The sequence below is a fragment of the Pseudomonas sp. SG20052 genome, assembly GCF_031766055.1.
GTDB lineage: Bacteria > Pseudomonadota > Gammaproteobacteria > Pseudomonadales > Pseudomonadaceae > Aquipseudomonas > Aquipseudomonas mandelii.
This window is the reverse complement of the sequence record NZ_CP134498.1, coordinates 774985-789844: the sequence shown is the minus strand read 5'-3', so window position 1 is coordinate 789844 and position 14860 is coordinate 774985. Positions and strand designations below refer to the sequence as shown.

Below are 14860 nucleotides of genomic sequence, written 5' to 3'. Positions count from 1 at the left end.
CATCGGCCATCGTGCTGGCTTTTGCATAGAACTGGACAGTCACAAAGGCTTTGCGGCATAGTCGCCGGGTTCTGACAACTGCACACAGATAACAAGGAACAGCAGATGGCGACGCTATTGGTTCTGCACGGACCCAACCTGAACTTGCTCGGCACCCGCGAACCGGGCACCTATGGCGCTACGACACTGGCGCAGATCAACCAGGACCTGGAACGCCGTGCTCGTGAAGCCGGCCATCATCTGCTGTACCTGCAAAGCAACGCCGAGTACGAATTGATTGACCGCATCCACGCCGCAAAAGGCGAAGGTGTGGACTTCATTCTGATCAACCCAGCAGCTTTTACGCACACAAGTGTCGCATTACGTGACGCGCTGCTGGCGGTGAGCATCCCATTCATCGAAGTGCATTTGTCTAACGTGCACAAACGCGAACCTTTCCGCCATCACTCTTACTTCTCCGACGTAGCGGTGGGAGTGATCTGCGGCCTTGGCGCCAGCGGTTATCGACTGGCCCTGGAGGCCGCCCTGGAACAGCTTGAACAACAAGCTATACGCCCCTGACCGACCCTTGGGAGTTGATGATTCATGGATATCCGTAAAGTTAAGAAACTGATCGAACTGCTGGAAGAGTCCGGCATCGACGAGCTCGAGATCAAGGAAGGCGAAGAGTCCGTACGCATCAGCCGTCATAGCAAGACCCCGGCTCAGCAGTTCTACGCACCGGCTCCGATGCATGCACAGGCGCCTGCGCCTGCGCCAGTGGCTGCTGCTCCGGTTGCCGCTGCAGCGCCTGCGGCTCCCGTCGCGCCAGTGCTGAACGGCACCGTTGCCCGTTCGCCGATGGTCGGCACCTTCTATCGCAAATCTTCGCCAAGCTCGCCGTCCTTCGTTGAAGTCGGCCAGACCGTGAAGAAAGGCGACACTCTGTGCATCGTCGAAGCCATGAAGATGATGAACCACATCGAAGCTGAAACCAGCGGTGTGATCGAATCCATCCTCGTCGAAGACGGCCAGCCGGTTGAGTACGACCAACCGCTGTTCACCATCGTTTGAAACGCGGAGAAACTTTGATGACTGCGAAGTTGGAAAAAGTTCTGATCGCCAACCGCGGTGAGATTGCCCTGCGGATCCTGCGTGCCTGCAAAGAGATGGGCATCAAGACTGTCGCCGTTTACTCCAAGGCCGACAAAGAGCTGATGCACCTGGGTCTGGCAGACGAATCCGTCTGCATCGGTCCGGCCTCGGCCGCCCACTCTTACCTGCACATTCCGGCCATCATCGCCGCGGCCGAAGTGACCGGCGCCACCGCCATTCACCCAGGCTACGGTTTCCTTGCGGAAAACGCTGATTTCGCTGAACAGGTCGAGAACTCCGGCTTCGCGTTCATTGGCCCGAAAGCCGACACCATTCGCCTGATGGGCGACAAGGTATCGGCCAAGCACGCCATGATCGCTGCTGGCGTTCCAACCGTTCCGGGGTCCGACGGCCCGCTGCCTGAAGACGAAGAAACCGCTTTGCGCATCGGTCGCGAAGTCGGTTACCCGGTGATCATCAAAGCCGCTGGCGGCGGTGGTGGTCGCGGCATGCGCGTTGTGCATAAAGAAGAAGACCTGATCTCCTTCGCCAAACTGACCCGCACCGAAGCAGGCGCGGCGTTCGGTAACCCGATGGTCTATCTGGAAAAATTCCTGACTAACCCACGTCACGTGGAAGTCCAGGTGCTTTCCGACGGCCAGGGTCACGCCATCCATCTGGGCGACCGCGATTGCTCGCTGCAACGTCGTCACCAGAAGGTTCTCGAAGAAGCGCCGGCACCGGGCATCGATGAGAAGGCACGGGCTGAAGTCCTCGCACGCTGCGTCAAGGCTTGCATCGACATCAACTACCGTGGCGCGGGTACTTTCGAGTTCCTGTACGAGAACGGCGCGTTCTATTTCATCGAAATGAACACCCGCGTTCAGGTTGAGCACCCGGTTTCGGAAATGGTCACTGGCATCGACATCGTCAAGGAGATGCTCAGCATCGCCGCTGGCAACAAGCTGTCGTACACCCAGGAAGACGTGGTTATCCGCGGCCATGCCCTGGAATGCCGGATCAACGCCGAAGACCCGAAAACCTTCATGCCGAGCCCAGGCACGGTCAAGCATTTCCACGCTCCAGGCGGCAACGGCGTTCGCGTCGATTCGCACCTGTACAGCGGTTATGCCGTTCCGCCGAACTACGATTCGTTGATCGGCAAGCTGATCACCTACGGCGCAACCCGTGACGAAGCATTGGCGCGCATGCGCAATGCGCTGGACGAAATCGTTGTCGACGGGATCAAGACCAACATCCCGCTGCACCGCGACCTGGTCCGCGATGAAGGCTTCTGCAAAGGTGGTATCAACATCCACTACCTGGAACACAAGCTGGCTGGCGACAAGCATTAAGCTTTAGCTCGCCCAACAAAGCCGCCTTCGGGCGGCTTTGTTGTTTCTGGAGGTTACAACTCCTGCAGGAGCGAGGCTTGCCCGCGAACCATACGCCGAGGTATTGCAGACTCACCGAGTCACCGAGTCATCGCGCTTCGCGGGCAAGCCTCGCTCCCACAAACTGCATACCAGTGTCGGCCTTGTCGTCTTCTGCCGCGCGCTCGCGTAAACTTGCGCGCTTCTCGCAGCCCGCTAGGCTGCAATCAATATTTTTCAAAGGTGCCCGCCATGCCTTGGCTGCAAGTCCGTCTCGCCATCAGCCCAGAACAAGCCGAAACCTACGAAGACGCTTTCCTTGAAGTGGGCGCCGTGTCGGTGACGTTCATGGACGCCGAAGATCAGCCGATCTTCGAACCTGAACTCAACACCACGCCGTTATGGTCGCACACTCATCTGCTGGCCCTGTTCGAAGGCGGCACTGAAGCGGCCAATGTGCTGGCTCATCTTGAGTTGCTGACCGGCAGCCCGCTGCCCGAGCATCACAGCGAAGTCATCGAAGACCAGGACTGGGAACGCAGCTGGATGGACGACTTCCAGCCAATGCGCTTCGGTCAACGCCTGTGGATCGTCCCAAGCTGGCACGCTGCCCCTGAACCCGACGCTGTGAACATTCTGCTCGACCCGGGCCTGGCGTTCGGCACCGGCACCCACCCGACCACTGCGCTGTGCCTGGAATGGCTCGATGGTCAGGACCTCAAGGACTGCCACGTCCTCGACTTCGGTTGCGGCTCGGGGATTTTGGCGATTGCCGCCCTGCTGCTGGGCGCCAAGGAAGCCGTCGGCACCGACATCGACGTGCAGGCGCTGGAAGCTTCCCGCGACAACGCCGGGCGCAACAATATTGCCGACGCGCTCTTCCCGCTGTACCTGCCGGAAGATCTGCCACAGGTTCAAGCCGATGTGCTGGTGGCCAACATTCTGGCCGGACCGCTGGTGTCCCTGGCGCCGCAATTGTCCAGCCTGGTCAAGCCTGGCGGTCGCCTGGCGTTGTCGGGCATCCTCGCCGAGCAAGGCGAAGAAGTCGCCAAAGCCTACGCTCAAGACTTCGATCTGGACCCGATCGCCAATCGCGATGGCTGGGTGCGCATCACTGGCCGTCGGCGCTAGAATGAACGCCTGCATAAACCGGATCGCCGCATGACCGACAGCTTCGTCACCCAGTGCCCGCATTGCCAAACCAGCTTCCGCGTCAGCCATGCTCAATTGAGCGTGGCCCGTGGAGTGGTTCGTTGCGGCTCGTGCTTGCAGGTGTTCAACGCCGCCAAGCAGCTGCTTGAGCAACGGGGCGCCAAGGAAACTGTCCAACCGGTAGCCCCGGCCATTGTCGAACCGCCGGTACAGCGCGCCATCAGCCAAAAGCAATGGTCCGCCGCCGAAATGGATCTGGACAGCCTGGACCTGGACGAAGAACTCGCCCGGCTCGAACAGCGGGAAATCCAGCCCACCACGGAATTCGGCCAGCACCGCGAAAACGGTCTCAGTGCTCGCCGCGACTCTGTCGAGCACGACGATGAACCCTGGTCCGACAGCCTCTTCAGCGAATCGGCGGCCGATCGTGCCCAGGCGGTCGAAGCCGAACCACGGGAAACGCAGCCAGTACCGAGCAAGCACTCGCGCACCGAACCGTCATTCTCGCTGGAACCGGTTGATCTGGACGACGAACCCCAGGTGCCGCAACTGCGCCTGAATGATCCGCTCGACACGCCCCTGCACCATGATCGCCTGTCGGCAACCGATGCACCTGACGACGACCTGCCCCCGATCGCCCCTCTGCGCAAGCGACACGAACGCAGCGAGTCGACCGAACGTGCCGACGCCCTGCAGGACCTGACCGACGATCCGCTGCAACTGGACTGGCAAAAACGTCGCTCCCCCTGGGGCCGACGGCTTTTCTGGCTGCTGCTGGTCCTGATCGGTGCCGGTGCTCTCGCCGGCCAATACATCGCTTACCACTTCGACGAACTGGCGCGCCAGGATCAATACCGTCCATGGTTCCAGCAACTGTGCCCGCAAGTCGGCTGCACGGTGCCGTCGAAAGTTGATATCGCGAAAATCAAAAGCAGCAACCTGGTGGTCCGCAGTCACCCTGAGTTCAACGGTGCACTGGTGGTCGATGCGATCATTTACAACCGCGCGCCCTTCTCCCAGCCCTTCCCGCTGCTGGAACTGCGCTTCGCCGACCTTAACGGCCACCTGATCGCCAGCCGGCGCTTCAAACCCGGCGAGTACCTCAACGGCGACCTCGAAGGCCTGGCAGAGATGCCGCCGCAAACGCCGATCCACATCGCACTGGATATCCTCGATCCAGGCTCCAAAGCGGTGAATTACAGCCTGAGCTTTCATTCGCCCGAGTGAAACGCTTCAGTGTTACGGCATTGACGGCATATTTCTGACTTTGACCGCTCATACCAAACCGCTGGCGATAACAGAATTACTGTTCAGATTTTGTTCAATTCAGCCTTTATCCAGTCATCGAGAGCGGGTATCATGCCAACCCTTTTTCGAACTCTCATGATCCGGCCCCACAACAGGGAAGTCCTATGTCGGCGGTACGCATCGGTCCATATACATTGCACAACGGCTTGATCCTCGCCCCCATGGCGGGCGTCACCGACCAGCCCTTTCGTCAGCTGTGCAAGCGACTGGGCGCAGGGCTTGTAGTCTCGGAAATGGTCACCAGCGACATGAGCTTGTGGAACACCCGCAAATCGCGGATGCGCATGATCCACGAAGGTGATCCCGAGCCCCGCTCGGTCCAGATCGCCGGGGGTGATGCACAGATGCTGGCGGATGCGGCCCGGGCCAACGTCGAACTGGGCGCACAGATTATTGACATCAACATGGGCTGTCCGGCGAAGAAGGTCTGCAACAAGGCCGCCGGTTCCGCGCTGTTGAAGGATGAAGCATTGGTGACCGAGATCCTGCAAGCCGTCGTGGCTGCGGTTGATGTGCCGGTCACCTTGAAGATCCGCACCGGCTGGGACCGGGACAACAAGAACGGTCTGACGGTGGCGAAGATCGCCGAGCAAGCGGGCATTACGGCGTTGGCGGTTCATGGCCGCACCCGTGCCGACCTGTACACCGGTGAAGCCGAGTACGACACCATTGCCGCGATCAAGCAGGCGGTGTCGATGCCGGTCTTTGCCAACGGCGACATCGATTCACCCGAGAAGGCCCGGTACGTGCTCGATGCGACCGGTGCCGATGGCCTGCTGGTAGGCCGGGCCGCCCAGGGGCGGCCGTGGATTTTTCGTGAGATCGATCATTTCCTGCGTACTGGCGAAAAACTCCCGGCGCTGGAATTGATCGAGGTGGAACGCATTCTGCTAGAGCATCTGGCTGCACTGCACGTCTTCTATGGAGACGTGATGGGCGTCCGTATCGCTCGAAAGCATGTGGGCTGGTATCTCGCAACCTTGCCGGGCGCCAGGGAGTTTCGCGCCCACTTCAATCGTTTGGAAGATACGGAAGCACAATGCGCCAACGTTCAGGGCTTCTTCGCCGAACGTTACAAGAGCCTGACAGGGGACGGAGAAGGGGTGGCCGCATGACGATGATGACCGAGACTTTAGTGAGTGGAACAACACCCGTGAGCGACAACGTGAATTTGAAACAGCACCTCAATACGCCGAGCGAAGAAGGTCAGACCCTTCGCGGGAGTGTCGAGAAGGCGCTGCACAATTATTTCGCCCACCTTGAGGGCGCTGCCGTCACGGATGTGTACAACCTGGTGCTCTCCGAAGTCGAGGCGCCCCTGCTCGAGTGCGTGATGAACTACGTCAAGGGCAACCAGACCAAGGCCAGCGAGCTGCTCGGGTTGAACCGAGGCACGCTGCGCAAGAAACTCAAGCAGTACGATTTGCTGTAAGCATTCAATCAAACCAGAAAGGCGCCCGCGTAAAAACGGTCGCCTTTTTGCTGACTCCTTTGCTTTTGATGGAAATTGAAATGACCGACCAGACTACCCGCCTGCCGATCCGCCGCGCCTTGATCAGCGTATCCGACAAGACCGGGATCCTCGAATTCGCCAAAGAGCTTGAAGCCCTGGGCGTCGAGATCCTCTCCACCGGCGGAACGTTCAAGCTGCTGCGCGACAACGGTGTTGCCGCAGTGGAAGTCGCGGACTACACCGGTTTCGCAGAAATGATGGACGGCCGGGTGAAAACCCTGCACCCGAAAATCCACGGCGGGATCCTCGGTCGTCGCGGTATCGACGACGCCATCATGAACGAGCACGGCATCAAGCCGATCGACCTGGTCGCGGTCAACCTGTACCCGTTCGAGGCCACCATCAACAAGCCAGGCTGCGACCTGCCGACCGCCATCGAAAACATCGACATCGGCGGCCCGACCATGGTCCGCTCGGCGGCAAAAAACCATAAAGACGTGGCCATCGTGGTCAATGCCAGCGACTACGCCAGCGTCCTTGAAAGCCTCAAGGCTGGCGGCCTGACCTATGCTCAGCGTTTCGACCTGATGCTCAAGGCCTTCGAACACACCGCGGCCTACGACGGCATGATCGCCAACTACATGGGCACCGTGAACCAGGCCGCTGACACCCTCTCGACCTCCGGTCGCAGCGAGTTCCCGCGCACCTTCAACAGCCAGTTCGTCAAGGCTCAGGAAATGCGCTACGGCGAGAACCCGCACCAGAGCGCGGCGTTCTACGTGGAAGCCAAGCCTGCCGAAGTCGGTATCGCCACCGCGACCCAACTGCAGGGCAAAGAGCTGTCGTACAACAACGTGGCCGACACCGACGCCGCGCTGGAATGCGTGAAGAGCTTCGTCAAGCCGGCTTGCGTGATCGTCAAGCACGCCAATCCGTGCGGCGTTGCGGTCAGCCCGGACGCAGAAGGCGGTATCCGTCAGGCTTACGAACTGGCTTACGCCACCGACACCGAGTCGGCGTTCGGCGGCATCATCGCCTTCAACCGCGAGCTGGATGCTGAAACCGCCAAGGCCATCGTCGAGCGTCAGTTCGTCGAAGTGATCATCGCCCCTAGCGTCAGCGAAGAAGCCCGCGCCATCGTGGCGGCCAAAGCCAATGTGCGCCTGCTGGCCTGCGGCGAGTGGTCGGCTGATCGCGCCGCTGCCTGGGACTACAAACGCGTCAACGGCGGTTTGCTGGTACAGAGCCGCGACATCGGCATGATCAGCGCCGACGACCTGAAAGTCGTGACCAAGCGTGCCCCGACCGAGCAGGAAATCAACGACCTGATCTTCGCCTGGAAAGTCGCCAAATACGTTAAATCCAACGCCATTGTCTACGCCAAGAACCGTCAGACCATCGGCGTCGGCGCTGGCCAGATGAGCCGCGTGAACTCCGCCCGTATCGCCGCGATCAAGGCTGAACATGCCGGTTTACAGGTGGCAGGCTCGGTGATGGCCTCCGATGCGTTCTTCCCGTTCCGCGACGGCCTGGACAACGCGGCCAAGGTCGGCATCACCGCGGTGATCCAGCCGGGTGGCTCGATGCGTGATGCGGAAGTGATTGCCGCTGCTGATGAAGCCGGCATCGCCATGGTCTTCACCGGCATGCGCCACTTCCGTCACTGATTTTTCGCTCTTGTAGGAGCGAGGCTTGCCCGCGAAGGGCTCGCCACGGTGTATCAACAAGACCGAGGCGATCCCTTCGCGGGCAAGCCTCGCTCCTACAGGTTCGGTGGTGGCGGATGCCGCGTACCGTTAGCCAGGCAGCTCAGGCTGCCCCCACAGAATTAGCGTCATCCGAGGTTTTTGAAATGAATGTTTTGATCATAGGCAGCGGTGGCCGTGAACACGCCCTGGCCTGGAAAGTGGCTCAGGATCCGCGTGTGCAGAAAGTATTCGTTGCCCCGGGCAACGCCGGCACCGCCATTGAAGCCAAGTGCGAGAACGTCGCTATCGACGTGCTGGCCCTTGAGCAGCTTGCAGATTTCGCGGAGAAAAACGTTTCCCTGACCATCGTTGGCCCGGAAGTGCCGCTGGTCGCTGGCGTCGTCGACCTGTTCCGCTCCCGTGGCCTGGATTGCTTCGGCCCGACGGCCGGTGCGGCCCAGCTGGAAGGTTCGAAAGCCTTTACCAAGGATTTCCTGGCTCGCCACAAGATCCCGACCGCCGATTACCAGAACTTCACCGAGATCGAGCCGGCCCTGGCCTATCTGCGTGAAAAAGGTGCGCCGATTGTGATCAAGGCCGATGGCCTGGCCGCCGGTAAAGGCGTGATCGTTGCCATGACCCTGGCCGAAGCCGAAGACGCCGTGCGCGACATGCTCGCGGGCAACGCATTCGGCGACGCCGGCTCGCGCGTTGTGATCGAAGAGTTCCTGGACGGCGAAGAAGCCAGCTTCATCGTCATGGTCGACGGCAAGAACGTGCTGCCGATGGCCACCAGCCAGGACCACAAACGCGTCGGCGACGGCGACACCGGCCCGAACACCGGCGGCATGGGTGCCTACTCCCCTGCCCCGGTCGTGACCGCTGAAGTCCACAAGCGCGTCATGGACCTGGTGATCTGGCCGACCGTGCGCGGCATGGCCGATGAAGGCAACGTCTACACCGGTTTCCTGTATGCCGGCCTGATGATCGACAAGGCTGGTAACCCAAAAGTTATCGAGTTCAACTGCCGTTTCGGTGATCCTGAGACCCAACCGGTGATGCTGCGTTTGCAGTCGAGCCTGGTGTTGCTGGTCGAAGCGGCCCTGGCGCAAGCCCTGGACAAGGTCGAAGCGCAATGGGATCCACGTCCGAGCGTCGGCATCGTGCTGGCGGCTGGCGGCTATCCTGGCGACTACGCTAAAGGCGTCGCCATCAACGGCCTGGATGCAGCCGCCGCACTGGAAGGCAAAGTCTTCCACGCCGGCACTGCGCTCAAGGACGGTCAAGTGGTGACTGCCGGTGGTCGTGTGCTTTGCGCTACCGCCATGGGCGCCAGCGTTGATGCTGCCCAGCAACAGGCTTACAAACTGGCGGCAAAGATTGATTGGGAAGGCTGTTTCTATCGCAAGGACATTGGTTACCGTGCCATTGCCCGCGAACGTGGCGAAAATCAGGAATAAGCGATCCGTTCGGCAGGGCTTGTGCTTCAGGCCCTTGCCGGACTGTTCCGGCGCCGCGCATAGTTATAATCTGGCATCAACCTACGAAGGGATTTCGCCGTGCGCTGGCTCAGGATTGCCATAGGTTTCACTGTCACGCTGCTGACCTTGCTCTGCATGCTCCCGGCACAGGCCGCGCAAGGCAGTGGCTGGGCGGTATTGCTTGACGAACAGGGCGACCTGCAGCTGAGCGACATCCGTTCCGCGCGCTACACCAATCAATTCAGTCCCATCGAACTTGACCGCCTCACCGCGGCCGAGCCCGAAGGTGCATTGTGGCTGCGCTTCCGGCTCGCACCCGGCAAGCACGAGCAATTGCTGCGAGTGTTCGCCCCCGACCTGTCGCGCCTCAATCTGTACGTGCTCGACGGCGACACGCTGATCGATCAATTGAACACTGGCACCGGGCAGCCCCAGGCTGACCGTCCCCTGCCCAGCAGCGAATTCATGTTGCCGCTGCCACAAAGCGACAAACCCCTCGACGTCTACCTGCGGCTGGTGTCCGAACACCAGTTACGGCCGTACATCACCCTGCAATCGGCGATCATGACCGCGGCCAATCAGAACCAGATGCTGATTTACGGCCTTCTGTTCGGTTGCCTCGGGATGCTGATCCTGCACAGCCTCGTCCGCTACGCCTATACGCGCTCGCGCAGCAGTCTCTGGCTGGCCGCATGCGAAGCACTGTTGATGCTCAGCCTGCTGCTGTTGCTGAATCTGGCGGGGCCCTGGCTGCCAAACTGGCCCGCGGTGCAGACACCCGGCGCCTACCTCGCCCTGCTGCTGACGGCGCCGTGCGGCCTGATGTTCGCCTATCGTTTCTTTGCGCCACTCGGCCCGCACCCGCTGAACAAGCTGCTGCTGGGTGACATTCTGTTCATCGTGATGTGCGGCTTGCTGCTGCTGTTCGTCAATACGCTGCCGCTGAACATCATGACCTACGCCCTGGTCGCCCTGGCAGGTCTGAGCATGTTGTTCGTCAGTGCCTATCACTGGCAAAAAGGTTATCGCCCGGCGCGCCTGTTCGTCGCGGCGATGGTCGTGTTCAACATTGGCACGCTGATCATGTTGCCGGCCCTGCTGGGGCTGACGCTGGTCGCGCCGCAGGGCTTGATCATGACGCTGCTGGGGTTTATCTGCATCAGCGGCGTGCTGATGAGCATTGCGCTGAGCGAACGTCAGCGCAGCATCACCGAAGATCGTTTCAGCGTCAGTCGCGACCTGGCGGCCAGCAATGCCGAGATCAACGCCAAGGCCGAGTTCCTGGCGAAGATCAGCCACGAAATCCGTACCCCGATGAACGGCGTACTGGGCATGACTGAACTGCTGCTGGGCACACCGTTGTCGGTCAAGCAGCGTGACTATGTGCAGACGATCCACAGCGCCGGCAACGAACTGCTGACCCTGATCAACGAGATACTCGACATCTCCAAGCTCGAGTCCGGGCAGATAGAACTGGACGACGTTCAATTCGATCTCAATGCCTTGATCGAAGACTGCCTGAGCATCTTCCGCGCCAAGGCCGAACAGCAGAACGTCGAGCTGATCAGTTTCATCCAGCCGCAAGTGCCACGCGTCATAAGCGGCGACCCGACGCGTCTGCGCCAGACCTTGCTGAGCCTGCTGGAAAACGCCCTGAAGAAAACTGACGAGGGCGAGATCCTGATCGTCGTCGCCCTTGACGAACGCAGCGCCCAACCGCGCCTGCGCATCGCCGTGCAAGACAGCGGCGTGCCGATGGAGGCCGAAGAACGCGACGCACTGATGCACGCCGAGCTGCACAGCAAACATTTCCTCTCGGCAACCAGCCTGGGCGGCAACCTGGGGCTAGTGATTGCCCGTCAGTTGATCCGCCTTATGCAGGGCGAATTCGGCATCAAGATTGGCGCCAACCAAGGCAGCACGTTGTGGCTGACCCTGCCGCTGGACCCTGATCGTCTCGAGCACCCGACCTCCGACCTCGACGGGCCGCTGCAAGGTGCGCGTGTGCTGGTGGTGGACGATAACGACACGTGCCGCAAAGTGCTGGTGCAGCAATGCAGCGCCTGGGGCCTGAACGTCAGTGCCGTGCCGTCCGGTAAAGAGGCACTGGCATTGCTGCGCACCAAAGCTCACCTGCGCGATTATTTCGACGTGGTCCTGCTCGACCAGAACATGCCCGGCATGACCGGCATGCAACTGGCGGCCAAGATCAAGGAAGACCCGAGCCTGAACCACGACATTCTGCTGATCATGCTCACTGGCATCAGCAACGCGCCGAGCAAGATCATCGCGCGCAACTCCGGGATCAAACGCATCCTCGCCAAACCGGTGGCCGGCTACACCCTCAAGACCACCCTGGCGGATGAACTGAACCAGCGCAACAAGGGCCCGACCGTCTCGCCGTACCAGCCCTCCGGTCCGACGCTGCCGGTCAAGGTTCCGAGTGATTTCCGCATTCTGGTGGCTGAAGACAACAACATCTCGACCAAGGTGATTCGCGGCATGCTCGGCAAGCTCAACCTGCAACCTGACACCGCCAGCAATGGCGAAGAAGCCTTGCAGGCAATGAAAGCCCAGCGCTATGACCTGGTCCTGATGGACTGTGAAATGCCGATCCTCGATGGCTTCTCTGCCACCCAGCAGTTACGTGCCTGGGAAGTCGGCAACCAGCGGATTCGCACCCCGGTTGTGGCGTTGACCGCGCACATCCTCGCCGAGCACAAAGAACGCGCACGCCAGGCCGGCATGGACGGGCACATGGCCAAACCGGTCGAGCTGTCGCAACTGCGCGATCTGATCGAGCATTGGGTTGCCCAGCGTGATCAGCAGAATCGCACGACCTCCACGCTCCAGGCAGGCGTGTAGGGCAATCAACGCCGGCATGACTCAATCTGCTGCGCAGCTCTCCATGGTCGAAGCATCATCGGTCAGCGTCAACATCGCGACGTTGTCCTGATACCTGTCCCTGATCTTCAAGGCAATGGCGTCGCGCACGGGGCCGTAGAGGATTCCGGACAAGTCAGCACTGGCGTAGCGCATGCAAACGCTGCCTTGTACATCCTCGGCCAGATGTCGCTGGGCCAGCGGATTGGCACTGATGATCTGGCGGGTCTTAAGCTCGATGTACACACTTGTGAGCGATGTCGGCGTCTGCGCTATAACCACCAGCAAACGCACAGCCTTTGCGGGCGCAAGAACATCACCCGACTCGTCCGTGGATATTTTCTGCATGTGATCGCGCAGCAAACCCATTGCGGGCTCGTTGCCGGACAACCTTGCCAGCCGCTGCACTGTTGCCGCCGTAGCGCCTCCTTTATCCACAGCACCTAGTGAAATCGCTGCAATGACCCAGTCGCTGACAGACTCGACACTGTCCTGGGTAATCAGCCATTCCTGTCGCGCTCTTGTACGTCGCAGCCAGTAGTCATCCAGAAATTCCACATAAGCGTTGTACCAGTCGACATCCGGGGCTTTTTCAATCTTCTTATTGGCAATCAATTGCGCCAGCAACACGGAATCGACCAGATCCTTATAGTGCGCCGCCCCATCCGCAGCCGGAATAATCACGACACAAGCGCCAACGATCAACACAGAATATTCGCAACTCATATCAACTCCCTCGACAATAAAAAAGGCAGCCGACAACCGGCTGCCGATTTAGATCAATTAGATATCAATGTCTACGATCTGGTCTTTATGTGGAACAAGTTTGCTCTTGATGGACTCACGGACTGCATCAGCGACCAATGTGTTTTTGGCAAATACCGTTTCGCCGCGATACAGGTTCACATTTCGGATATCCACATCCGTAAACATTACTTGGGTGGAGCTGTTCTTGCGAAGAAAACGCACTGCACCCACGGCCATGATTGCCTCACCCTCGACTTCGACACACGCACCTGCCGAGATTCCCCCGACGCCATTTTCCAGCAGATTTCGCTCATAAACAGTCAGGGCAGCCGTGTCACGCTTTTGCAGGGCCGCGATCGCATCACCCGCCACCTTGAGCATCAACGCAGTCGTCGGACCAGGCAATGCAACGCCGGCAACCACCGCACCGAGAATCTCCAGCACCAGTTTGTCCATGCGGACGCTGGTGCCGCTGACGTGCAGATCGCTGTAGTACTTGCTGACAGGCGTCCAGCCTGCGAGGGTCATGACTTCCCGGAACCTCAAGTACCACTCTTTGCCCTGATGTTCTTCAGGGTATAGTTTGTTCGCTGCACGGGATGCAAAGAGAAAGGCGTTTTGAGCGTCCGACTTGTTTTCAGCACTGAGCTTGCCAGAAAAGCCCAACGTGCCTTCACCCACAACGGAGCCTTTCGACGGTGCTTCGATCTCGTCGCCCACAACCATAAGACCACGAGGGCGGATAATGATCTGCTCGTCGATATCACACGCTTCAATCGCTTCAATACAGGCAGCGACATAACTTTCACGAATAGCTTGATTATACACAATGAATTCCTTATAAAAATATCAGACAAGTTCCTCATGAACTTGCGATAAAACAATAACCAAACAAACGAACAACGACAAACTAAAACCTGTAACACCATATCCATTCAATAAACATAAGTTACAACAACACCTAAGCAACTAACAAAAGCGCCCAACCGCAAAATTAACTGACGCGCCTGTCACAACTCACACCCACAAGCAATTAACTGACTGATAGACTCCTCGTCATCCTCACTCCTGATGCGAGCCGAAACCATGCTCCACGTGTTATTCAGCGTTTACCTGAAGATGCTGGTGCTCTACAGCCCGTTCTTCGTGTTGTCCTGCTTCATCAGCCTGACCCGCGGTTATTCACGCAAGGAGCAACGTCGACTGGCCTGGAAAGTGGCCACCGCCACGCTGGTGTCCAGCGTCTTGCTGTACTTGTTCGGACGGGTGATTTTCAGTGTCTTCGGCATCACCGTGGACGCGTTCCGCATCGGCGCCGGCAGCGTGCTGTTTATCTCGGCACTGGGCATGGCCCAAGGCAAGTCGGCGGTGCAGACCGACAATGTGCAGCAAGACGTGACGATCGTCCCGCTGACGATTCCATTGACGGTCGGCCCCGGCACCATCGGTGCCTTGTTGGTTATGGGCGTGAGCCAGCCACATTGGGACGATAAACTCACGGCCATTCTCAGCATTGCCCTGGCCAGCTTTACGGTTGGCGTGGTCCTTTATTTGTCCAGCCGCATCGAACGGATTCTCGGTGACCAGGGCTTGCAGATTGTCAGCCGGCTGATGGGATTGTTTGTGTGCGCGCTGGCGGCACAGATTATCTTCACGGGCGTAAAAGGTTACCTGGTGCCCTGATCAGCCAGGGAGCGCAAC

The 14860-nt window shown here is 59.5% G+C and carries 13 protein-coding genes; 11 read left to right on the top strand and 2 right to left on the bottom strand.

The features are described 5' to 3' along the window. Positions 1 to 105: 105 nt before the first annotated feature. The 10 genes from aroQ (at position 106) to RHP74_RS03445 (ending at position 12394) form a co-directional block, all read left to right on the top strand. A complete protein-coding gene (aroQ, locus tag RHP74_RS03490; protein WP_010463880.1) occupies positions 106 to 561 on the top strand; it encodes a type II 3-dehydroquinate dehydratase in 456 nt (151 codons plus the stop codon). A gap of 24 nt (positions 562 to 585) precedes the next feature. Further along, a complete protein-coding gene (accB, locus tag RHP74_RS03485) occupies positions 586 to 1053 on the top strand; it encodes an acetyl-CoA carboxylase biotin carboxyl carrier protein (RefSeq protein ID WP_311097852.1) in 468 nt (155 codons plus the stop codon). 17 nt (positions 1054 to 1070) lie between these two features. Further along, positions 1071 to 2429: an acetyl-CoA carboxylase biotin carboxylase subunit gene (accC, locus tag RHP74_RS03480; protein ID WP_010463885.1), complete on the top strand. Its 1359-nt coding sequence runs from the start codon at positions 1071 to 1073 to the stop codon at positions 2427 to 2429. A gap of 270 nt (positions 2430 to 2699) precedes the next feature. Further along, positions 2700 to 3578, top strand: coding sequence for a 50S ribosomal protein L11 methyltransferase (prmA, locus tag RHP74_RS03475; protein ID WP_311097850.1), 879 nt, complete (start codon positions 2700 to 2702; stop codon positions 3576 to 3578). A gap of 30 nt (positions 3579 to 3608) precedes the next feature. Next, positions 3609 to 4826 (top strand): DUF3426 domain-containing protein, encoded by a 1218-nt coding sequence (locus RHP74_RS03470; RefSeq protein WP_083375137.1) that lies wholly within the window; start codon positions 3609 to 3611, stop codon positions 4824 to 4826. A 185-nt stretch (positions 4827 to 5011) separates the two neighbouring features. Beyond that, positions 5012 to 6022, top strand: coding sequence for a tRNA dihydrouridine synthase DusB (dusB, locus tag RHP74_RS03465; protein ID WP_010463890.1), 1011 nt, complete (start codon positions 5012 to 5014; stop codon positions 6020 to 6022). After that, on the top strand, positions 6019 to 6339 hold the full coding sequence (gene fis / locus RHP74_RS03460; RefSeq protein WP_007907419.1) for a DNA-binding transcriptional regulator Fis: 321 nt from the start codon (positions 6019 to 6021) through the stop codon (positions 6337 to 6339). The genes dusB and fis overlap by 4 nt, the downstream gene beginning before the upstream one ends. 80 nt (positions 6340 to 6419) lie before the next feature. Next, entirely contained in the window at positions 6420 to 8027 is a 1608-nt protein-coding gene (gene purH / locus RHP74_RS03455) for a bifunctional phosphoribosylaminoimidazolecarboxamide formyltransferase/IMP cyclohydrolase (protein ID WP_010463895.1), read from the top strand. Between the two features lie 185 nt (positions 8028 to 8212). After that, entirely contained in the window at positions 8213 to 9508 is a 1296-nt protein-coding gene (gene purD / locus RHP74_RS03450) for a phosphoribosylamine--glycine ligase (RefSeq protein ID WP_083375139.1), read from the top strand. Positions 9509 to 9607: 99 nt separating this feature from the next. Next, positions 9608 to 12394 carry a response regulator gene (locus tag RHP74_RS03445; RefSeq protein ID WP_311097834.1) on the top strand — a complete coding sequence of 929 codons (2787 nt, stop codon included), beginning with the start codon at positions 9608 to 9610 and terminating at the stop codon, positions 12392 to 12394. A gap of 21 nt (positions 12395 to 12415) precedes the next feature. Here the strand turns inward: RHP74_RS03445 and RHP74_RS03440 are convergent, their stop codons facing one another. Both RHP74_RS03440 and RHP74_RS03435 read right to left on the bottom strand, forming a co-directional pair. Continuing rightward, positions 12416 to 13138, bottom strand: coding sequence for a hypothetical protein (locus RHP74_RS03440; RefSeq protein ID WP_311097832.1), 723 nt, complete (start codon positions 13136 to 13138; stop codon positions 12416 to 12418). Between the two features lie 57 nt (positions 13139 to 13195). Next, positions 13196 to 13987: a hypothetical protein gene (locus tag RHP74_RS03435; RefSeq protein WP_083375142.1), complete on the bottom strand. Its 792-nt coding sequence runs from the start codon at positions 13985 to 13987 to the stop codon at positions 13196 to 13198. 258 nt (positions 13988 to 14245) lie between these two features. On the opposite strand from RHP74_RS03435, the gene RHP74_RS03430 reads away from it, so the two are divergent. After that, positions 14246 to 14842, top strand: coding sequence for a MarC family protein (locus RHP74_RS03430; protein WP_010463905.1), 597 nt, complete (start codon positions 14246 to 14248; stop codon positions 14840 to 14842). Positions 14843 to 14860: the final 18 nt, after the last annotated feature.

Bases quoted from the DNA above. Each gene is read 5' to 3' on its own strand.
- aroQ (WP_010463880.1), top strand. From the start codon at position 106: ATGGCGACGCTATTGGTTCTGCACGGACCCAACCTGAACTTGCTCGGC.
- accB (WP_311097852.1), top strand. From the start codon at position 586: ATGGATATCCGTAAAGTTAAGAAACTGATCGAACTGCTGGAAGAGTCC.
- accC (WP_010463885.1), top strand. From the start codon at position 1,071: ATGACTGCGAAGTTGGAAAAAGTTCTGATCGCCAACCGCGGTGAGATT.
- prmA (WP_311097850.1), top strand. From the start codon at position 2,700: ATGCCTTGGCTGCAAGTCCGTCTCGCCATCAGCCCAGAACAAGCCGAA.
- RHP74_RS03470 (WP_083375137.1), top strand. From the start codon at position 3,609: ATGACCGACAGCTTCGTCACCCAGTGCCCGCATTGCCAAACCAGCTTC.
- dusB (WP_010463890.1), top strand. From the start codon at position 5,012: ATGTCGGCGGTACGCATCGGTCCATATACATTGCACAACGGCTTGATC.
- fis (WP_007907419.1), top strand. From the start codon at position 6,019: ATGACGATGATGACCGAGACTTTAGTGAGTGGAACAACACCCGTGAGC.
- purH (WP_010463895.1), top strand. From the start codon at position 6,420: ATGACCGACCAGACTACCCGCCTGCCGATCCGCCGCGCCTTGATCAGC.
- purD (WP_083375139.1), top strand. From the start codon at position 8,213: ATGAATGTTTTGATCATAGGCAGCGGTGGCCGTGAACACGCCCTGGCC.
- RHP74_RS03440 (WP_311097832.1), bottom strand. From the start codon at position 13,138: ATGAGTTGCGAATATTCTGTGTTGATCGTTGGCGCTTGTGTCGTGATT.
- RHP74_RS03430 (WP_010463905.1), top strand. From the start codon at position 14,246: ATGCTCCACGTGTTATTCAGCGTTTACCTGAAGATGCTGGTGCTCTAC.